Annotated in this window: 17 protein-coding genes; 4 read left to right on the top strand and 13 right to left on the bottom strand. The window is 63.9% G+C overall.

Annotated features, from left to right (window positions below; genetic code table 11):
- Positions 1–14 precede the first annotated feature (14 nt).
- Positions 15–2,189, bottom strand: a complete 2,175-nt coding sequence (locus EC912_RS06760; RefSeq protein WP_132142371.1) for a primosomal protein N' — start codon at positions 2,187–2,189, stop codon at positions 15–17.
- A 389-nt stretch (positions 2,190–2,578) separates the two neighbouring features.
- Positions 2,579–3,733, bottom strand: coding sequence for a DUF3667 domain-containing protein (locus EC912_RS06755; protein ID WP_132142370.1), 1,155 nt, complete (start codon positions 3,731–3,733; stop codon positions 2,579–2,581).
- Between the two features lie 163 nt (positions 3,734–3,896).
- Between EC912_RS06755 and EC912_RS06750 the strand changes: the two genes are divergently transcribed.
- Positions 3,897–5,285, top strand: a complete 1,389-nt coding sequence (locus EC912_RS06750) for an MATE family efflux transporter (RefSeq protein ID WP_132142369.1) — start codon at positions 3,897–3,899, stop codon at positions 5,283–5,285.
- A 51-nt stretch (positions 5,286–5,336) separates the two neighbouring features.
- A complete protein-coding gene (gene sppA, locus EC912_RS06745; protein WP_207906775.1) occupies positions 5,337–7,244 on the top strand; it encodes a signal peptide peptidase SppA in 1,908 nt (635 codons plus the stop codon).
- A gap of 193 nt (positions 7,245–7,437) precedes the next feature.
- Here sppA and EC912_RS06740 read toward each other — a convergent pair whose 3' ends face one another.
- Both EC912_RS06740 and EC912_RS06735 read right to left on the bottom strand, forming a co-directional pair.
- A complete protein-coding gene (locus EC912_RS06740; RefSeq protein ID WP_243649177.1) occupies positions 7,438–7,662 on the bottom strand; it encodes a hypothetical protein in 225 nt (74 codons plus the stop codon).
- 28 nt (positions 7,663–7,690) lie between these two features.
- Positions 7,691–8,491, bottom strand: coding sequence for an ABC transporter ATP-binding protein (locus EC912_RS06735; protein ID WP_243649176.1), 801 nt, complete (start codon positions 8,489–8,491; stop codon positions 7,691–7,693).
- A gap of 76 nt (positions 8,492–8,567) precedes the next feature.
- Between EC912_RS06735 and EC912_RS06730 the strand changes: the two genes are divergently transcribed.
- Positions 8,568–9,350, top strand: a complete 783-nt coding sequence (locus EC912_RS06730) for an SDR family oxidoreductase (protein ID WP_132142367.1) — start codon at positions 8,568–8,570, stop codon at positions 9,348–9,350.
- Here the strand turns inward: EC912_RS06730 and EC912_RS06725 are convergent.
- Complete coding sequence (locus EC912_RS06725) at positions 9,338–9,985, bottom strand: DUF4124 domain-containing protein (protein WP_132142366.1); 648 nt, start codon at positions 9,983–9,985, stop codon at positions 9,338–9,340. The two genes, EC912_RS06730 and EC912_RS06725, sit on opposite strands and share 13 nt — an antisense overlap.
- Positions 9,986–9,987: 2 nt before the next feature.
- Positions 9,988–10,932: a DegV family protein gene (locus EC912_RS06720; RefSeq protein ID WP_207906774.1), complete on the bottom strand. Its 945-nt coding sequence runs from the start codon at positions 10,930–10,932 to the stop codon at positions 9,988–9,990.
- Positions 10,933–11,146: 214 nt separating this feature from the next.
- Between EC912_RS06720 and EC912_RS06715 the strand changes: the two genes are divergently transcribed.
- Positions 11,147–11,938 carry an AMP nucleosidase gene (locus EC912_RS06715; protein WP_132142365.1) on the top strand — a complete coding sequence of 264 codons (792 nt, stop codon included), beginning with the start codon at positions 11,147–11,149 and terminating at the stop codon, positions 11,936–11,938.
- Positions 11,939–12,136: 198 nt separating this feature from the next.
- Here the strand turns inward: EC912_RS06715 and EC912_RS06710 are convergent, their stop codons facing one another.
- The 7 genes from EC912_RS06710 to EC912_RS06680 all read right to left on the bottom strand — a co-directional run bounded on the left by EC912_RS06710 (position 12,137) and on the right by EC912_RS06680 (position 19,385).
- Complete coding sequence (locus EC912_RS06710) at positions 12,137–13,285, bottom strand: hypothetical protein (protein ID WP_132142364.1); 1,149 nt, start codon at positions 13,283–13,285, stop codon at positions 12,137–12,139.
- Between the two features lie 231 nt (positions 13,286–13,516).
- Positions 13,517–14,134: a 2-dehydro-3-deoxy-6-phosphogalactonate aldolase gene (locus EC912_RS06705; RefSeq protein WP_132142363.1), complete on the bottom strand. Its 618-nt coding sequence runs from the start codon at positions 14,132–14,134 to the stop codon at positions 13,517–13,519.
- Between the two features lie 5 nt (positions 14,135–14,139).
- A complete protein-coding gene (locus EC912_RS06700) occupies positions 14,140–14,952 on the bottom strand; it encodes an SDR family oxidoreductase (RefSeq protein ID WP_132142362.1) in 813 nt (270 codons plus the stop codon).
- Positions 14,949–15,863: an SMP-30/gluconolactonase/LRE family protein gene (locus EC912_RS06695; RefSeq protein ID WP_132142361.1), complete on the bottom strand. Its 915-nt coding sequence runs from the start codon at positions 15,861–15,863 to the stop codon at positions 14,949–14,951. Before EC912_RS06695 ends, EC912_RS06700 begins: the two co-directional genes overlap by 4 nt.
- Entirely contained in the window at positions 15,863–16,867 is a 1,005-nt protein-coding gene (araH, locus tag EC912_RS06690; RefSeq protein WP_132142360.1) for an L-arabinose ABC transporter permease AraH, read from the bottom strand. Before araH ends, EC912_RS06695 begins: the two co-directional genes overlap by 1 nt.
- Positions 16,864–18,396: an L-arabinose ABC transporter ATP-binding protein AraG gene (araG, locus tag EC912_RS06685; RefSeq protein ID WP_132142359.1), complete on the bottom strand. Its 1,533-nt coding sequence runs from the start codon at positions 18,394–18,396 to the stop codon at positions 16,864–16,866. Before araG ends, araH begins: the two co-directional genes overlap by 4 nt.
- Positions 18,396–19,385, bottom strand: coding sequence for an arabinose ABC transporter substrate-binding protein (locus EC912_RS06680; protein ID WP_132142358.1), 990 nt, complete (start codon positions 19,383–19,385; stop codon positions 18,396–18,398). The genes araG and EC912_RS06680 overlap by 1 nt, the downstream gene beginning before the upstream one ends.
- Positions 19,386–19,406 lie beyond the last annotated feature (21 nt).

The raw sequence follows: 19,406 nt of genomic DNA, 5'->3' as shown, positions 1-19,406 counted from the left end.
CCGATGTGGAGTGCTCAATATAGATCGATCGGGTCTACGTCGAGTGACCAACGCACCTTGCGGGCCGTCGGCAACGCGGCCAACGCGTATTGCCAAGGGCGCAGAAAGGCATGCAGGCGCGCACGGGTGTCGGCTTCGACCAGCAATTGCCCCCGGTGACGACCTGCGCGCAGTGGCATGGGCGCCGGCATCGGCCCTGCGACGCGCATGTCGCCGGGATCGCCGATGGCCTCGTTCGCCTGGATCAGGAAAGCATCGACGTCGGCGCGGTCGTGGGCGTCGGCGCGCAGAAGCACCTGATGGGCATACGGTGGCAACTGAATCAGCTTGCGCTCGGCCAGCAGCTCCTTCGCCACGGCGCCGTAACCGCTACGCAGCAGGGTATGCAGCAACGGGTGGTCGGGATGATGGGTCTGGAGCAATACGCTGCCCGGCTTGCGGGCGCGCCCGGCGCGCCCGGCTACCTGGACCACCAGTTGGGCCAGCCGTTCGCTGGCCCGGAAGTCGATGCTGTGCAGTCCCTCGTCCACGCCGACGATCGCGACCAGCGTGAGGTTCGGCAGATCGTGTCCCTTGGCCAGCATCTGCGTGCCGACGAGGATTGCCGGCTTGTCGTCGCGCAGGCTGGATAGCAGTGTGTCGAAGGCGTCCCGGCGCTGGGTCGTTTCGCGGTCGACCCGGATGACGGGCGTATCGGGAAAGCGCTCGGTCAGCGCCTCTTCCAGACGCTCGGTGCCCTGTCCTTGTGGGCTGATATTGGCCGACTTGCAGCTGGGGCAGGCCTCGGGAACGTGCGCTGTGTAGTCGCAGTGGTGGCAGATCAGGCGCCGTCGCCGGGCGTGCAGGGTCAGCGGGCGGTCGCAACGCGGGCAGTCCGCATGCCAGCCGCAATCGTAGCAGAGCAGGACGGGGGCGTAACCACGCCGGTTGCGGAACACCAGCGCCTGTTCGCCCCGGCCGATGCAGTCGGTCACGGCCGCGAGCAGGGTCGGCGACAGGCCGTGGTCCAGGCGTTGCGCACGCATGTCGACAATGCGTACCTGCGTCGGTTGGGAGGCGCCGGGACGGCCGCGCAGGGCGACGCGTTCATAGCGTCCGGCATCCACGTTCGCGAGGCTCTCCAGCGACGGCGTGGCCGAGCCCAGCACGACGGGCACGCCGTGGGCACGGGCTCGGACCAGGGCGAGATCGCGGGCGTGGTAGCGGAAGCCTTCCTGTTGCTTATAAGAAGGATCGTGTTCTTCGTCGACGATGATCAGCCCGGCTTTGGGCAGGGGAGTGAACACCGCCGAACGGGTGCCGAGTACGACCTTGGCCGTGCCATTCCGGGCGCGCAACCACGCACGGGCGCGATCGCCTTCGGCAAGATTGGAGTGCAGCACTTCGATGGCGACGCCCAGTCGTTCGCGCAGCCGGCGTACCGTTTGCGGGGCGAGGCCGATCTCGGGAACCAGGAGCAGTGTCTGCCGGCCTTCGGCCAGCGCCCGCTCGATCAGCGCCAGATATACCTCGGTCTTGCCGCTGCCCGTAACACCGTCCAGCACGAAGGGCTGGAACCGGCCGAACGCGGCGCCGATGACGTCTACCGCCTGGCTTTGTTCGTCGCTGAGTGCCGGGCCCGGTGCCGGACTGGCGGGGAGGGCGACTTCTTCGAGATCGAGTTTTTCGACGAGCCCGGCTTCCGCCAGACGACGCGCGGCCGCGCGCCAGCCCGGCAACGCCAGCTGCAGTTCGTCGGCGGCGCGCGGTCCGTCCGCGAGTGCCGTCAGCAAAGCCGCGCTTCCGGCCTTGCGACTGCCTGCGTCGAGCGCGCTACGTCCTTGCAGGGTCATGGCCCATACCTCGCGTCCGGTCGCGGGCAATGCCCGGGGTTCGCGAAGGGCGAGCGGTAGTGCGTTGGCGAAGGCCTCGCCGGGCGCGCCAGCCCAGTACTCGGCAGCCCAGCTCAGCGTCGCCAGCAGTTCCGCATCGAGCAACGGCGCGGGGTCCAGAACTTCCAGCGTGCGCTTCAACCGACCCTTGCCGACCGTTGCCTCGGCGGCAGGATCGATCACGATGCCGAGCATCTCGCCGCGGCCGAACGGCACCCGCACGCGAGACCCCGCGGCAGCGACACCTGCCTCCGGAGGCAGGTAGTCGAAGAGGGTCAGCAAGGGTAGGGGAAGGGCGACGCGAAGGACTGCGGGCATGGTCGGGAAGTGTACCCGCGCGAGAGATTGAAGCTGGTCAATCTTTGACCAGCGGCTTTGCGGGCACGATCATGGAGTTGGCGTCGGATGACGCGGGTTGTCAGAGGAGTCCCCGGTAAGTGCCCGTCGTGCGAAGGGTTTCCCGGTTATCCACAAGTCCTGTGGATAAGTCTGTGGATGAGCGTCGGATGGAGGCCATCCAAGGCGCATGGTTAGGCCCTTCGAGTCAGCTTGGGTACATTTTAACCAAGCTGAAATATGCTTATATATCAATGGCCTGAAAAAACATGGCGAAGGCTCTTCACTTCGCTTCGTCAGGATATTGACAATTGCGACGGCCGTTCGCGGGCTGTGTACAACCTGGTTCGGCTAGGAAAAAATCCTAGCCGTCAATGGGCCATGGAAATCACGATGGACATGCACAGCGCGGCTACCAGCAACCAGAAGTAGATGCTGCCTACCAGCCAGTATTTGAAGACCGTCATACCCCAGCCTTGCCGGTAAACCCGCTTTTGCATGATCAACAGGTAGATCGGGATCCAGAGGACCATCGCAAACTGGACCCAGCCAATGCTGCTAGCCACGAACCCGGCATGCGGTCTCACCCATGCGGCGAGCATGCCCAGGATCGTCAGGATCAGCAGCGACAGGAACATGAACGCGTGGCTGTGCAGGCACGCTATGAAGTGTTCCATGTAGAGCCGTCGGCGGAAGACATAGAACAGCTTCAGGATCAGGGCAAAGATTGGCAGCAGGACGAACATGACCTGGGGCAACACACCGAACACGCCATCCTGGAGGCGACGTGCCGCGAGCTGGCGCTGCGGACCGCCGTTCTTCAGCAGGATGACGTTGGCCTTCATATGAACGAGCCCTTCACTGATGCGCTCGTTGAGGAAACTGGGAAGCCACCAGGCATGGACCTCCACGGGAAAGGTGGACATGTCCCGGTCGTTGCCATTGCCGGGCAACGCCCTGGGCGTCGGCAAGGCGTCGGCGCCGAGCTGGATCAGTCGTTCGTTGGCGGCTTTCCAGACGATTGTCTGACCGGCTTCGATCCCCATGCGGGCCATGGCGGGAAGCTCGGGGTTGTCCGCTGCGTGTTCCAGGCTCTCGATCCGGGAGGTGTAAATCGTCTTTACCTCCTCTGGCGTCTTCGCTGCGACGAACGCGTCGGTATTGCCAATGGCGACGGGCTCTTCGTTCTTGAAGCTCGTATGTTCGGCGGCGCCCAGCATCATGTGGACGAAGAAGAACGCCAGCAGGCAGAACACGAACATCAGGCGGAACGGCGCGATGTAGCGCACCCGGCGGCCGGCGAAGTATTCGAGGGTCAGGAAGCCTGGCTTGAAATACAGTGCGGGCAGGGTATGGATCACGCGCTCGTCGAGGTGGAAAAACAGATCGCCCACGTCCTCGATCATGTGCGAGACCGGTCGCAGCACGCTCTTCACCGACTGGCCGCAGTGGTAGCAGAACTCCCCTTGCAACTCGGTGCTGCAATTGGCGCAAAGAAGCACCGGTGCCGGCTTAAGTTCGTTCATTCGTCTTGTCCCCCGACATGAAGCGCAGATGATGGCATGCCCCGCCGCCTTCTTGTAGGAGCCTGCTTGCGGGCTCCTGCAACCGGCAAACGGATGGGGCTCCTCAGCGCCATTTGAGGTTGTGTCTTACAATACCGACCACTTTTCCCCGCAGTCCCCACCCATGTCCATCGACCGTGCCCGCGCCAGGCGCGACATTGGCGCCACCCTCCGGCTTGCCCTGCCGATGGTGATTGCCCAGTTGAGCGCGATCGGCACGAATGTCGTGGACGCCGTGCTCGCCGGACACCTCAACGCCCATACGCAGGCCGCCGTGGTCACGGGCGCCAGCATCTGGGCGCTGGCTATCGTCACGGGTATCGGCACGATGATGTCGGTGCCCCCGACCGTGGCCCAGCTCGACGGTGCCGGTCGTCGCGCCGAGGTCGGCGCGGTATTCCATCAGGCGTTGTGGATCGCTTGGGGGCTGGGCATCCTGCTCTGGTTCGGCGTGCGCCATGCCGCGCCGCTGATGAATGCGTTCGGCGTGGTGCCCTCGCTGCGGCCCGACGTGACCGGTTTCCTGCACGCCATCAGTTGGGCGGCGCCCGCGCTCACCACGTATTTCGCGTTGCGCGGGCTGTCCGAAGGTCTGTCCATGCCGCGGCCCTCCATGTACTTCAGTTTCGGCGGACTGCTGGTGCTGGCGCCGCTGGGTTACGTGTTGATGTACGGCAAGCTCGGCTTCCCGCCCATGGGCGCGAGAGGCAGCGGTATCGCCACGGCGATCGTGCTCTGGCTGGAAATGCTGGGTTTCGCGGCCTATGTGCTGCTCCACCGGAACTATCGCGACCTGAATCTTCGCCAGCGCTTTGTCCTGCCGCGTCGCCAACCCATCGGCCAGCTGTTGCATATCGGCGTGCCGATGGCGGTCACGCTGTTGATGGAAGGCGGACTGTTCGTCGCCGTTGCACTGCTGATCGGCCGACTGGGCGAAACGGTGACCGCCGCCCATCACGTGGCGCTGAACGTGGCATCGGTCGCCTTCATGATCCCGCTGGGTCTGTCGATGGCCATCACCGTGCGCGTCGGCAACGCCGTCGGCCGCGGGGACGGCGCGGGCGTGCGCTATGCCGGGTTCTGCGGCATCGCACTGATCCTCGTGACACAGCTGGTTTCGTCGGGCGTGATGCTGGCGATACCAGGTCCCATCGCCCGGCTGTACACGGGCGATCCCGGCGTGCTCGCCATGGCATCGCAGTTGCTGATACTGGCGGGTTTCTTCCAGTTTTCGGACGGTATCCAGGTCGCGTCCAACGGCGCCCTGCGCGGGTTGAAGGACACGCGCGTTCCCATGGTCATCACCATGTTCGCCTACTGGGTGGTCGGGATGCCGGTCGGCTGGTACCTGGCTTTCGTGCACGACCTCGGTGCGCGAGGCATGTGGATGGGCCTGATCGCCGGTCTTTCGATGGCCGCCGTGCTGCTGTTCGCAAGGTTCTACCGGATCAGCGCCACCGAACGCTGGCGGGGCAATTCGGACACTTCGCCGCCCCTGCCGTTACACACGTGATGCGCGTCGCCTGACGCGTTACGCTGCACGCAACTCCAAGAGGTCTGCCCCATGACGGAACGCCACGACGCCATCCCGCCGCCCCTGCCGCGCCCGGCTCCGCCGCCGCGTCGCCGGAACGGTTTCGTCGCGGCGCTGTTCGGCTTCGGCCGCGGCGTCAACGTGGTGCGGCTCGTCATCATCAACGGCATCTTTTTCGGGCTGCTCTTTGTCTTCCTGCTGGTGCTGTTCACCAGTGGCGGAAGCAATGCCATCCAGGACAAGACCGTGCTGGTGCTCGCGCCGGAAGGCCAGCTCGTCGAGCAATTCAGCATCGATGCGCTGTCGCGCGCGTTCAGCCGGCTTTCCGGCGAGCAGCCGAAGCAGACCCAGGTGCGCGACATCGTCGGCGCCATCGACGCGGCGGCGAAAGACGCGCGGATCACGCGCATCCTGTTGAAGCCGGACAAGCTCCAGGCTGGCGGTTTCGCCGCGCTGCGCGAAGTTGGCGCGGCGCTGGACCGCTTCCGCAAGAGCGGCAAGCAGGTGCTGGTCTGGTCGGTCAATCTCGACCAGGGCCAGTACTACCTCGCGGCACATGCCGACCGCATCCTGATCGACCCGCAAGGCGGCGTCGTCGCCACGGGCCTTGCGAACTACCGGCTCTTCTACAAGGACCTGCTCGACAAGCTCGGCGTGCAGGTGCACCTGTTCCGCGTCGGTCAGTTCAAGTCCGCTGCCGAACCCTTCATCCTCGACCACGCGTCGCCCGAATCGAAACAGGCCGATGCCTTCTGGCTCGGCGGCCTATGGGATACGTGGATCGACGAAGTGTCGAAGCGCCGAGGCATCGATCCCGTCGCGCTGCGCGCCGATATCGACGAACTGCCGCAGCGTATCCAGAGCACCAACGGCAATCTTGCCGAGCTGGCGCTCAAGGAGCACCTCGCCGACGGCATCGCCACCGAACAGCAGCTGGTCGAACTGCTGCATAAGGAAGGCGTACCGGCCGGACGCCGCGAAGACGCGTTCCGACAGGTCGACCTGTCGGGATATATCGCCGATCGCGGTCTTTCGATGGACGCATTGACCACGAAGCCCGGCGTTGCGGTCGTCGTGGCCGAAGGCGAAATCGTCGGCGGCAAACAGGGACCGGGCAGCATCGGCGGCGATTCGACGGCACAGCTGATCCGTCAGGCGCGCAACGACAAGCGTACCCGTGCACTGGTGCTGCGCGTGAACTCGCCCGGCGGCGAAGTGTTCGCCGCGGAACAGATTCGCCGCGAAGTGGAACTCACGCGCGACGCGGGCATTCCGGTCGTCGTGTCGATGGGCGATATGGCGGCGAGCGGTGGTTACTGGATTTCGATGAATGCGGATCGCATTTTCGCCGAACCCAATACGATCACCGGTTCGATCGGCATCTTCGGCATGTTCTTCACCGTGCCCGATACGTTGCAGAAATTCGGCGTCACCAGCGACGGCGTCGGCACCGGCCCGCTTGCCGGCGCATTCGACATTACTCGTCCGCTCGACCCGAAGGTCAGCGTGCTGATCCAGAGCATCATCGACAAGGGTTACCGCGACTTCGTCGGCAGCGTCGCCAAGGCGCGCAACAAAGACTTCGCATCGGTCGACGCCATTGCACAGGGGCGTGTGTGGACAGGGAAGCAGGCACTGGAGCGCGGTCTGGTCGATCAGCTGGGCAGCCTCGACGATGCCGTTCACGCGGCTGCGGCCAAGGCGAACCTCGGTGACGATTTCAGCGTTCGCTATGCCGAAAAGCCGATGGGTGCGTTCGAACGATTCCTGACGAATATGAGCGAGAGCTCTTCGGCGCACGTCGCACTGTCGTACGGCGTACGACTGCCGTCGTGGGTCTCGCAGCTGCCGATGCTGGCGCCGGAGCTGGCGCTGTTCCGCAACGCGCAGCCGGGCAAGCCGCAGGTTTATGCGTATTGTTTCTGTTCGCCGAGATAGTGTCTGCGCGGTAGCTTGTAAGCGGTGCTTGTGTAGGAGCCCGCTTGCGGGCGAAAGCCAACGAAGCGATGAAGATGTGCGTGACATCCGCAGCCAGAAGACCGGGCTCGCGGAGGTGAGCATCCGTCTTCCTCGCCCTGTTGGCTTTCGCCCGCAAGCGGGCTCCTACCGATAGAGCGCGCCTGCGGCGGAATTATTTATCCTGCGCATCCACAGCATCGCGTTGCCGTTTCGCCTGATCGTCGACCGTCTTCTGCACATCCTCCGCACGCTTCTTATCCGCCAGCAGCGGATCCCATGGCGTAGCCACGCGCGCGGTGGATGCGGCGGCCTGCGGGGTCGGCGGCTGCGGTTCGATCTTCTTCGAGCAGGCGACGCAGGCGAGCGTAAGCACGGCGAACACGGCAAGTCGGTTCATGGATGGCTCTAGGCGATTCGCCCGGAGTCTAGCGCAGCCGCGCCGCGTAAAAGTCGTCGTCCGTCTCGACTGCGATATCCCAGTCGAACAGCGCCGAAAGGCATTCGTCGCGCAGCAGTCGCTCTTTCGGGCCCTGATCGAACAGGGCGCCATCGCGAAGCATGACGACGTGACCGATTTCGGGGACGATTTCCTCGATGTGATGCGTGACGAGAATCAGCGTCGTGCCTTCCTGCGCCAGACGGCGAAGATGATCGAGAAAACGACGGCGGGTGCCCGGATCGAGTCCGGCGCATGGTTCATCGAGCAGGAGCGCGCGAGGCCGATGTACGAGTGCTCGCGCGATGAGGACGCGGCGAGCCTCGCCAGTGGACAGCGTGGCGACATCGCGGTCGGCCAGATGCGCGGCATCGACGCGATGCAGCGCGTCCAGTGCCTCCCGGCGCATGGTGTCCGTCACTTCGTGATCGAGCCCGAGCGTCAACGAAGCGAAGAAACCGGACAGCACGGCATCCAGGGCGTTCTGCGTCATCCCTTCGAACTCGCGGCGCAAATCCGACGAAACCACGCCGAGCAGGCTACGCAGTTCCACGACATTCCAGCGTTCGCGTCCGAATACCCGTAGCACCGGTTTGCCGTCGTCGTGCACCAGCGGGTAGATGCGCCGTTCGATCAGCTTGACCAGTGTCGACTTACCCGAGCCATTGGGGCCGAGGATCGCCGTGTGCTGACCGGCTTCGATCCGCAGCGAAAGCCGGTCGAGCAGGGCATGCCGGTCGCGGACCACGGTGGCGTGGTCTATCTCGAGCAGCGGGGCGGTCGGGTCCACGGGGCGTCTCCATGCGGGTGCGGGTCGCCTCATGTTCGCACGTTGTACGATGCGCGGATAACGACGGAGATCTCGCATGCACCCACGACTCGGCAACTGGCGACTGGACGGCCGAACGGCCCTGGTGACGGGAGCCAGCAAGGGCATCGGCTATGCCTGCGCGCGCGAACTCGCGGCGCTTGGCGCCGACCTGCTGCTGGTGGCACGCGACGAACTGCAACTGGAAGAGGTGCGTGGCGAACTGGCGGAAGAATGTCCCGACGTGGACGTTCTGGCATTCGCCGCCGATCTGGCCGATCAGGAAGACCGCCTGTCGGTCTTCGACTGGGTCGTCGATCTGGGAGTCAGCCTGTCCGTGCTGGTGAACAACGTGGGCGGCAACGTCCCGCGTGCGACGCTCGAATACGCCGAGGCCGAATACCGGCAGCTCTTCGAACTCAATGTGTTCTCGGCCTTCGAGATGTGCCGTCTCGGTTATCCGCATCTGGTCCAGCACGCCAACGCCGCGATCGTGAACGTCGGCTCCGTTTCCGGTATCACCCATGTACGCACCGGATCGCCGTACGGCATGACCAAGGCCGCGTTGCTCCAGCTCACGCGCAACCTCGCCTGCGAATGGGCCGAAGACGGTATCCGCGTGAACGCCGTGGCGCCCTGGTATATCCGCACGCAGCGTTCGGAACCCGCGCTGGCGGATGCCGAGTATCTGGAAGAAGTCCTCGACCGCACGCCCATGCGTCGTATTGGCGAACCGGAGGAAGTGGCCGGCGCGGTGGCGTTTCTGTGCCTGCCGGCATCCAGCTACGTCACCGGCGAGGTCATCGCCGTGGACGGCGGGTTCCTGCGCTACGGGTTCTGACCGCAGCCGGCGAGCTTCGCTTTCAGCCGTGCGGCTTGCTCCTCGAACGGCCCCTGCTGGCTCTTGAACGCGTTGCGCAGCTTGAGATCGTTCTGGTCGTATTCGTCCCGGATCGCGCTGCACGCTTCGGCGGGACTCAATTCGCGGCACTGGTCCTGCACCCAGACATAGTTATTCGCGACGAGCGTGGAACTCACGCGTCCGCGGTTGAGTTCCGGTGCGGAACCGCCCGCGTTGTTCGGCGGACCATAGACATCGGCGAGTGGCTGTTGCACCGCGCCGAGTACGCCGAAGGGTGCGAGATAGGGATCGGGATGACCATTGGCGCTGGTATATGGTTTGCCATCCGTCGCGCGAACGCAGGCGTAGACGCGCGGCGGCGGCACGCGCGGCGCCGTGGGCTGCGGGGGAGGCGGCAACGCCTCTTCGCGCGGCGGGGGCGCCGGCATCGGTGCGACCTGGCCGGACGCAGGCGCCGAATCCTGTAGCTGGATGGTGTTCTGTTTCTGACCCTTCGCGCAGGGTTGTTGCTGGTAGCTGGGCAGGCCGTTCGCGCCGACGCACTTGTAGATCGTCTCCGCGCCTGCCGGCGCACAGGTCGCCAGCAGAAGCGGGAAAAACCAGCGTAGTCGCATCGTCAGAACTCGGCGACGTGTTCTTCGGAGGCGAAGCCGATTGTCAGCGCGCCCTCCCCGACATTCACCATGCCGGTAATGCTCATCGGACTTTCCATTAACTCAACACCGGCGTCGCCGCAGGCGCGGGTGAGCGCGTGATAGCCGACGAGATTGCGCATGTCGTCGAGGTCGCCGCCGTAGCTCAGCGAAAGTGCCGGCACCAGCAGGCCCGCCTGCACACGCTTCGCGGCGTAGTCGAAGAGGGTCTGCGCACCGTGCTCGAACCCGCGTACTTTCCCGACCGGCGCAGTCTCGCCGCGATACGCGCGCAGCAAGGGTTTGATATCCAGCGCCGAGCCCAGCATCGCGCTCAGGGCGCTGACGCTGCGATCGCCCTTCTTCTTCGCCCGTGCCCGAAGGTAGTGCAGGTCGCGGGGCATCATGTAGCCGTAGGAGTTGTTGGCGATATGCGCCACCCGTTCGCGCAACTGCTGCGGGGGCTGCCCGGTCTGGATCATTCGTATGGCTTCGGCCACCGACGGCCCGGAGCCGGCGAAGATACTGCGGGTGTCCACCACGCGCATCAGGAAGGGGCCGGTTATGCCGGCCGCTTCGCGAACGGGGCGATAGTGCTTCAGGATCGCGAAACTGGCCTTGATGACGTTGTCGTGGATCGGGCTGCGCGTCGCCATGATCGTCAGGCAGATGACGCAGTCGTACTCCTTGACCATGCGATCCAGGAACAGGTGCTGGACGTCCTCGACGGTACTGGGCTCGGTTTCCGCCGAATGGCCCCGGCTGCCGAGCTTCTGGTCCAGGAACCGCTGGATTTCCACGGGATCGCGGTCGTCCTTGAACACGTGACCGTCCACCCGGACGGTGATCGGCATCACGGCGATGCCGTTCTGCTCGATGAAGGATTGCGGCACATCGCAGGCCGCGTCGATAGCTACGCCGATTCGCATCTGGAGCTCCCCCCTTCCTGTCCCCTTGCGGGTGGTCGGTAGTTGAGAAGCACCCTTCCGCTTCGCCTACCTTCGTTAAGGCGGATGCTACACTGTGCGTCACAAACTTTGGCAGCTCGCCGGCGTGGCGTCGCCGGTAACCGCGCCGCACAAACCCGTCCCGGACCTCAGGGTCCAACGGATGCCGTGTCGGCCCCGCCTGGCGTGATCCGCAATGAAAACCAAGAACGAAATCGTCTCCAACTGGCTCCCGCGTTACACGGGTACGCCGGTCGAGGAGTTCGGCGAGCACATCCTGCTGACCAATTTCGGCCATTACGTCGAACGTTTCGCCGAAGAACATGGTGTGCCGGTCAACGGTCGCGACCGGCCCATGCCCAATGCCACGGCGGATGGCATCACCCTTATCAACTTCGGTATGGGCAGCCCCAACGCCGCCACGGTCATGGACCTGCTGGGTGCCATCTCTCCCAAGGCCGTGCTGTTCCTGGGCAAGTGCGGTGGCGTGAAGAAGAAAAATGCCATCGGCGACCTGGTGCTGCCGATTGCGGCGATCCGTGGCGAGGGCACCTCGAACGATTACCTGCCGCCCGAAGTTCCCGCGCTACCGGCCTTCCAGCTCCAGCGCGCGGTGTCCACCATGATCCGCGACCTCGGGCACGACTACTGGACTGGCACGGTCTACACGACCAACCGCCGCGTCTGGGAACACGACGAGGTATTCAAGGACTACCTGCGCCGTACGCGTTGCATGGCAGTCGACATGGAAACCGCGACGATCTTCGCCGCCGGTTTCGCCAACCACATTCCCTGCGGTGCATTGCTGCTCGTTTCCGATCAGCCGATGATTCCCGAAGGCGTGAAGACGGAACTCAGCGACAAGAACGTCACCGCCAACTTCGTCGAGCGGCACATCAAGGTCGGTGTCGAAGCGCTGAAGCTGGTGCGTCGTCATGGCCGTAGCGTGAAGCATCTTCGCTTTGAAGACGACGGCGACACTGAATAAACCATCATTCGATGGTGTGGGGTGTGCGTCGAGTTTGTTAAGCGGTATATCGGGGCTGCCCGGGCAGGCGGTATCGTCGTTCATCGCGGCCGACTGTAAGGTCGTCGCATGCCTGTTGTGGGGTCCGATAAGTCGACCGCGGGGACGAGGGATCGGTAATGAGCGAATCGATCCCTCGTCCCCGCCTGTTCACGGCAGTCAATCGATGACGATGGACGGGATATCGCGAATTACCCCGGGTGGCCAGATCGAAGGTTCGTCAGCGATGTTTTTCGGAATGTCCGGAATGTTTGGGCTGAGGGTCGAGCTCCATTCACGGGCCAGGAAGACTCGTATATTTCGTTCGTTCTTCGCCGTGTAGCGGTAGCAGTTTGCTCTTAGCGGTGTGGTGACCGCGATCATGTTCGATTCGCACGGCCAGCCTCTGTTCCAGAATATTTCGGCATCGTCGTGCATCGTGCCAAGACTGTGGCCGTACTCGTGGGCGACGATGGTATAGCGGCCATTGAGCGACCCCATGGCCTGATCGCCGCCGTGCCACGCCACACCGGTAGCATTGGGCACAGGCAGGTTCTTCGTGAGGAGCATGAACTTGAAGTCCATTTTTCCGGGAAGCCAGGGCAGATTTTCTTGCAGCGCATAGGACTTTATCGCCCTCGACCAGTCCTCAAGAGAGGACGGGTGACCGTAAGCCATATCCGTCACGCCCTCGACATTCTCGCTGTAGATCACGGCCAGTTGGCGTGTGGGCACGATCTTCATCATGTCGGCGAGCCACCAGGCCACGTAGCCCGCGTGAATGTGGGGTAGCCTGATATCGAGCGTGTCGTCGTGCTGGAACATCCAGAAAACGATCTTCGGTCGTGTCCAGGAGTACGCGTTAGCGTCGAAAGTCATGCGGTCGACCGGGCGGGAGGCGCGCGTACCCCGGGACGTCGTCGCGACGTCATGCGATGCCGGTGGGTCGGTTTCCCGGGACATGGTGTCCGGAGAGGCGTGATGCGGCTCTTCGGCGTCGTCGCTGTAGCCCGTAATGGCGACGCCGTCCGGGGTGAGTACGGTGATGTCCAGGTGTCCGTCCGATCGGGTTACGACCGCGGGCTCGCCCTGCCAGGTTGCGGTGTACATGGTGGCCGGCACGTCGCCGGGAAAATGCAATTCGATATCCAGTGGCGATTCGATGAGGAGTTCGCTCTCGCTGGCGGACCCGCGTGCTTGTTTCGCCGACGTCGGCAGCGCGACTGCGCGAGGCAGGCCCGCCGCTACTGTTTCGTCGAACATGGCGATGGCGTGGGAGGACGGCGCGGATGGATTTCCCGCTACCGCGAGCGCGGGTAGGAATACCATGACGGGTAGAAGTCGTCGTAAGCGGTTGCGTAAGGGTAACGATGGCATAAGTGGTCCTTCACAGGGTTTATCGCGGTCGATTCCGCGACCGGTCGACTCTAAGGTCGTCGCATGCCCATTGTGAATTCGCATATACCCGCTGCAGCGAAGGCCCACGCATGTGCGCGGGCGTTGCTTTACTGCCGTTATTCCGTCAGAGACACCCTGCACGAATCGTCGTGAACGGCGAATTCAAACGCGATAGCTGCGGTAAGCGTCGATGAATGCCTTGGCGCGTTCGCTCGTGCGTGCGGGCGACTGGCCCGGCTTGTACAGATCGCTTCCAAGACCCGCGCCGATACAGCCAGCGTCGAGAAATTCGTGCAGATTCTCCGGCGTCACGCCGCCGACCGCCAACAGGGGAACGTTCTTCGGCAACACCGCGCGGATTGCCCTGATATACGCCGGACCGAATGTCGTCGCGGGAAAGAGTTTCAGGGAGTGAGCGCCAGCCTTGAGTGCGGCGAACGCTTCGCTTGGCGTGGAAAAGCCGATGGCCGTGTACAACTCGCTCTCGCGAGCCTGTCTTATCACTGCCGGATCGGTGTTCGGCGTCACCATCAGCTTGCCGCCGAGTCGCGCGACCTCCACGGCGTCTTCTGGCGTCAGGACCGTGCCCGCACCGATCAGCGCGCGTGCACCGTATCGCGAAACGGCAGCGGGGATGCTCAGCATCCAGTCGGGCGAATTGAGCGGGATTTCGATAGCGTCGAATCCCGCGTCGACCAGTGCGCCGACATGGGCGAGCGTTTCGTCGGGAGTAATGCCGCGAAGGATGGCGATCAGGGGAAGGGCAGTCGGCCAGGTCATCGGAATCACTCGTGGTACAGCTGGGAGCGGCCGCCGTCGATGAGGATATCGGCGGCGTTGATGAAACGTGCTTCGTCGCTGGCGAGGAAGAGCGCGGTATAGGCCACTTCGTCGGGTTCGCCGATGCGCTTCGTCGGCAGGATATCGGCCTGACGCTGACGCTCCGCCGCCGGATCCGGCGCGGAGGCGAAGCCGGCTTCGGCGATGGCGGTAAGGATGAGACCCGGGGAGATGGAATTCACGCGCACGCCTTGCGCGGCGTACTGTATGCCCAGTGCGCGTGTCAGGCCGATCAGTCCGTGCTTGGCTACCGGATAGGGGAAGCAGTTCGGAATGATCTTGTGCCCGTGCACGGAGGCGATGTTGACGATACTGCCGGCTTTCCCGGCGAGCATGTGCGGAAGCACGGCCTTGCTGCAGTTCCACGCGCCTTTGAGATCGACTTCGAAGCAGCGTGCCCACTCGTCGTCGCTCAACTTCAGCGGATCGTTGAAGACGTTGATGCCGGCGTTGTTGATAAGGACGTCGGGCGGTCCGAAGCGTTGCACGGTGGCTTCCACCATGCGGGCGATGGCAGTGGGATCAGTGACGTCCGCCTGAAACAGCATGGCATCGTCCACACCGATCGCGGCGAGGGTTTCATGCGCCGCCGCGTTTTCTTCCAGCACGTTGACGACGACTTTCGCACCGTGTGCCGCGAACAGGCGCGCGGTGGCTGCACCGATGCCCTGGGCAGCTCCGGTGACGATGGCGATCTTGCCAGCCAGACGGGGCAGGGGTGTCGTGCGCGGGTCGGAGCGCGTGGTTGCCGCGGTCATGCGTGTATTCCTTGGGGGGCGTGTCCATAACGGCTTTCGCGCAGGCCGCGTCCTTTCGGCGCTTTGCCGAGGAAGACGGCGCCATGCAATGGCTGCCGTTCGATGTCGTCGTCGTTCAATCCCTGGCGCGCCGACGTGATTGCCAGTTGGTCGAGTTCATGGCCCACGAAGGCGACGCAACTCGGCTGGCGGGCAGGCAGGTGGACGATGGCGTCGATGCGGCCATCCGGTGCGTAACGTACGACGCGCGAGGCGCCCCATTGCGCATTCCACAGGAAGCCATCGGCATCGATCGTCGAGCCATCCGGCTCACCGCCGAGTGCGGGGTCCAGTTCGGCGAAGCCGCGAATGCGGTCGACTTCGCCGGTCGCGGCGTCGTAGTCGCAGGCCATGATGCGCAGGCTGGGCGAGTCGGTGAAGTACATCGTTTCGCCATCCGGACTGAAACAGATGCTGTTCGTGATCGCTGCCTTGGGCAGGGCGAGGCGACTCAGGCGACCGTCGGCGCCATAACGATAGAACGACGCGATCTTCTCGCTGCCGCCTTCGTTCAGCGTGCCGAACACGAGGTTGCCCGCGCGGTCACAGCGACCGTCGTTGGCGCGCGTGCTGGCGATTTCGGGTTCGATGTCGTCAAGCGTCACGATCGAGCCGTCGTGTGTATCGAAGCGCACAAGCTGGTGCTCGAGCGCCAGGAGCAGCACGCCGGGCTTATGCGTCAGGGCAAAGCACGCCAGACGCGCGGGAAGAATCCAGTCCCGGCTCTTGCCGGTGGCGGGATCGTATTCCCACAGGCGCGACGCATGGATATCGGTCCAGCGGATCACGCCGGAAAGATCGTCCCACAGCACGCCTTCGGCCAGTGCGTGACGGGTCGCCCCCAGGGGCTGGAAGGTATCGTTCGCTGCCATCAGCGGGACTGCCGGCGATTCTTCAGCTGATCGACCAGCACGGCGATCAGCAGGATCGTGCCGCGCACGAGGTACTGATAGAACGCATCGATGTTCATCAGGCTCATGGCGTTTTGTACGGTGCCCATGATGAGAACGCCGACGAGCACGCCGCTGATGCTTGCCCGGCCGCCCATCAGGGATACGCCACCCAGCACGCATGCTGAAATGACGTTCAGTTCGAAGCCTTCGCCCGCGTTCGGCTGGCCGCTGGTCATACGCGAGGCGAGGATGATGCCGGCGAGTGCCGCCACGGCACCCTGCACCAGGAAGATCAGGATGCGCGTGCGGTCGACGGAGACGCCGGCCAGCCGCGCCGCGTCCGGATTGCCGCCGATGGCGAGCGTGTTCCGTCCGTAGATCGTCTTGTTGAGGAGTACCCCGAACAGCACGAAGCAGGCGAGGGTGACCCATACCGGCGCCGGCAAGCCGAACAGGATGGAGCTGCCGATGCTGAAAAAGGCTTCGTTGGCGACGCCGACGGCCTGACCCTGCGACGAGATGAAGGCCAGCCCGCGTACGATTTCCATCGTCGCCAGCGTCGTGATTAGCGCGTTGATCTTCAGCTTGGCGATGACAGCGCCGTTGACGAAACCGATCGCCGCACCCGCCATCAGCGCGGCCGCGATGCCGAGCGTGACGCTTCCGGTGGCATTGGACACAATCGCGCACAACACGCCGGCGAAGGCGACGGTGGAGCCGACCGAAAGATCGAAGTCGCGCGACGCGAGGCAGAACATCATCGTGCACGCGACCATGCCGATCTGCGACACGGATAGCGCCAGACCGACGACGTTATCCCACGAGAAGAAATATTCGACGGTGCAGCTCAGCACCGCGAACAGTGCGATGAAGATAAGGATGAGGCTGTAGTCGTCGACGAACCGCCAGAATGCGGCGCGACGTTCGGTATTGCTGCTGCCGGGCGCCAGGTCGAGTGCCGGGGCGGTCTTGCTGTCGGTCATGGTGAAACAGTCCTCGTGGTATTCGCATCCGCGCGCGCCGCGCCTTCGGGCAACGCCCTGGCCAGCACGGCTTCTTCACTGGCTTGCTCACGGGTGAACTCGCCGGTGATCCGGCCACCACACATGACGATGACGCGGTCGGACACGCCGAGTACTTCAGGCAGTTCGCTCGACACCATCACGATCGCGACACCGCGTTCGGCCAGTTCGTAAAGCACGTTGTAGATTTCGTTCTTCGCGCCGACATCGATGCCGCGCGTGGGTTCGTCGATAATCAGCACCCGGAGATCTTTCTCCGCAAGCCAGCGCGAGAGCACGGCTTTCTGCTGGTTACCGCCGGACAAGAGGCGGATTTCCTGGCGACGATTCGGCGTACGGATGCGCAGACGCTCGATGAAGATGTCGGCCGTGCGCGCTTCGTTGGTTTCGTTGACGAACATGCCGGCGCGCAGATGATTGCGACGCGCGCTGATATTGATGTTCTCCGCGACGGAGCGCACGCCGATGATGCCGTCTTCCTTGCGATCTTCGGGGCAGTACATCAGGCCGCCACGAATCGCGGAACGGATATCCGAGCTACGTAGCGTTTTGCCATCGATGGCCACCGTGCCGCCGCTTCTGCTGTCGGCACCGTAGATCAGGCGCATGGTCTCGCTGCGACCCGCGCCGACAAGACCGAAGAAGCCGACGATTTCACCCGCGCGGACATCGAAGCCGATGGGCTCGGCGACCGCATGTCCGGTCACGTCGCGCACGGCAAGGCGAACGTCGCCCTGTACGCGGGGACGGTAGCCGAAGATATCCGAGATTTCGCGACCGACCATGCGTTGGACGAGGGTATCGCGTGTGATGCCTTCGAGAGTCGGGAAATCGGCGACCTTGCGACCGTCGCGGAAAATCGTCGCCGCATCGCAAAGCTCGAAGATTTCGTCCAGACGATGCGAGATATAGATCATCGCCTTGCCCTGTGCCTTCAAGTCGCGGACGAGGCGGAACAGCACGTCGGTTTCGCGATGCGACAGCGAGCTGGTCGGCTCATCCAGCGCGAGGATCTTCGCATCGCGCAGCACGGCTTTGCAGATTTCGACCATCTGACGCTGGCCGATGGAAAGCTGCTTGAGCTTCGCGCGGGGATCGAGGTCGACGCCCAGCGCGTTCAGGCGCTGGCGCGTCCAGTCCAGGGCACGGCGGCGGTCGACCAGACCCAGGCGGGTGGGCAAGCGGCCGAGCAGGAGGTTTTCCATCACCGAAAGTTCGGGAACGTACTGCAGTTCCTGATGAATGATCGCGACGCCGGCTTCGATCGCATCGGCGGCGGAACGGAACGCACGCGGCTGGCCGTCGATCACCAGCCGGCCTTCGTTGGGCACGTACTCGCCGCCCAGGATTTTCATCATGGTCGACTTGCCGGCGCCATTCTCGCCGAGCAGGCCGTGGACGCTACCCGCGTCCACGCCGAAGCTCACGTCCGACAGCGCGCGAACGCCCGGAAATGCCTTGCCTATACCCTGGAACTCGAGAAACGACATCAGAGGCCCATTTCCTTGCGGACTTCGGCTGCGTTGTCGCGCGTGACGAGTTTGCCGGTGGTAAGCGTCAGCATCGGCGGCGCCTTGTTGCTGGCGATCCAGTCGTACATGTTGATGGATGTTTCATAGCCGTGGCGCTTCGGGCTGATCAGCACGCTGCCGTAGAAGCCGGTCGGCTGTCCCTTGGCGAATTCGTTCAGTGCGGAGCGGCTGCCGCCGATACCGACGCCGATCATGTTCTCGGCGCGGAAGCCGCGACCTTCGGCGGCGCGTACGGCACCCAGCACTGCCTCGTCGTTCAGTCCGAACGCGATCCAGTGCTTGAAGTTCGGATGCTGCGTGATGGCGATGTTCGCGGCGTTGAATGCGTTTTCCGTATCCGTCTTCGCTTCCGGCGCGTTGACGATGTTCGCCTTCGGGAAGCCCGCGGCGGTCAGCGCGGCGATGGCGCCGTCGGTACGGTCGCGCGCGGTCGGCAGCTGGTCGTAGGAGATACGCAGCGCACCGGTGTCCTCGGGCTTCCATCCGCGCTTCTTGATTTCCGCCGCGATAGCTTCGCCGACCTGCTCGCCGATCTTGCTTGCCGAAATGCCCATGTGCGGCACGGTTTCGATCGGCTTGCCCGAGCCGTCGACAAGACGATCGTCGACGGTCATCAGCTTCAGGTTATTGATCTTCGACTTGGCCACGATCGACGGTCCGAGCTTCACGTCCGGCGTGCAGATGATGAAGCCCTGCGCGTGCTGCGCCTTGAGATTGTCGATGGCGGTCAGCACCTGATCGCCGCTCGGCGCACCGATCTTGACGAGGGTGAAGCCTTTTTCCTTCGCCGCCTGCTCGGCGTACTTCCATTCGTCCTGGAACCAGGGTTCCTCGGGCTGCTTCACGACGAAGCCGATCTTTACGGTGTCGGCGGCGAAGGCGGGCGCGCTGGCCATGGCCAGTGCGACGGCAAGTGCGCGCAGTGCGAAAGCGAATCGAATTTTCATCATTGCTCCCTCGTTGGATCG

Origin of the sequence: Luteibacter rhizovicinus (assembly GCF_004342265.1) — a bacterium.
Classification (GTDB): Bacteria; Pseudomonadota; Gammaproteobacteria; order Xanthomonadales; family Rhodanobacteraceae; genus Luteibacter; species Luteibacter rhizovicinus_B.
Note: the sequence above shows the minus strand (reverse complement) of the source record. Positions and strands in the feature narration are given on the sequence as shown.

Excerpts from the sequence above, each read along its gene's own strand:
- EC912_RS06760 (WP_132142371.1), bottom strand. The coding sequence starts at position 2,189 with ATGCCCGCAGTCCTTCGCGTCGCCCTTCCCCTACCCTTGCTGACCCTC.
- EC912_RS06755 (WP_132142370.1), bottom strand. The coding sequence starts at position 3,733 with ATGAACGAACTTAAGCCGGCACCGGTGCTTCTTTGCGCCAATTGCAGC.
- EC912_RS06750 (WP_132142369.1), top strand. The coding sequence starts at position 3,897 with ATGTCCATCGACCGTGCCCGCGCCAGGCGCGACATTGGCGCCACCCTC.
- sppA (WP_207906775.1), top strand. The coding sequence starts at position 5,337 with ATGACGGAACGCCACGACGCCATCCCGCCGCCCCTGCCGCGCCCGGCT.
- EC912_RS06740 (WP_243649177.1), bottom strand. The coding sequence starts at position 7,662 with ATGAACCGACTTGCCGTGTTCGCCGTGCTTACGCTCGCCTGCGTCGCC.
- EC912_RS06730 (WP_132142367.1), top strand. The coding sequence starts at position 8,568 with ATGCACCCACGACTCGGCAACTGGCGACTGGACGGCCGAACGGCCCTG.
- EC912_RS06725 (WP_132142366.1), bottom strand. The coding sequence starts at position 9,985 with ATGCGACTACGCTGGTTTTTCCCGCTTCTGCTGGCGACCTGTGCGCCG.
- EC912_RS06720 (WP_207906774.1), bottom strand. The coding sequence starts at position 10,932 with ATGCGAATCGGCGTAGCTATCGACGCGGCCTGCGATGTGCCGCAATCC.
- EC912_RS06715 (WP_132142365.1), top strand. The coding sequence starts at position 11,147 with ATGAAAACCAAGAACGAAATCGTCTCCAACTGGCTCCCGCGTTACACG.
- EC912_RS06710 (WP_132142364.1), bottom strand. The coding sequence starts at position 13,285 with ATGGTATTCCTACCCGCGCTCGCGGTAGCGGGAAATCCATCCGCGCCG.
- EC912_RS06705 (WP_132142363.1), bottom strand. The coding sequence starts at position 14,134 with ATGACCTGGCCGACTGCCCTTCCCCTGATCGCCATCCTTCGCGGCATT.
- EC912_RS06700 (WP_132142362.1), bottom strand. The coding sequence starts at position 14,952 with ATGACCGCGGCAACCACGCGCTCCGACCCGCGCACGACACCCCTGCCC.
- EC912_RS06695 (WP_132142361.1), bottom strand. The coding sequence starts at position 15,863 with ATGGCAGCGAACGATACCTTCCAGCCCCTGGGGGCGACCCGTCACGCA.
- araH (WP_132142360.1), bottom strand. The coding sequence starts at position 16,867 with ATGACCGACAGCAAGACCGCCCCGGCACTCGACCTGGCGCCCGGCAGC.
- araG (WP_132142359.1), bottom strand. The coding sequence starts at position 18,396 with ATGTCGTTTCTCGAGTTCCAGGGTATAGGCAAGGCATTTCCGGGCGTT.
- EC912_RS06680 (WP_132142358.1), bottom strand. The coding sequence starts at position 19,385 with ATGAAAATTCGATTCGCTTTCGCACTGCGCGCACTTGCCGTCGCACTG.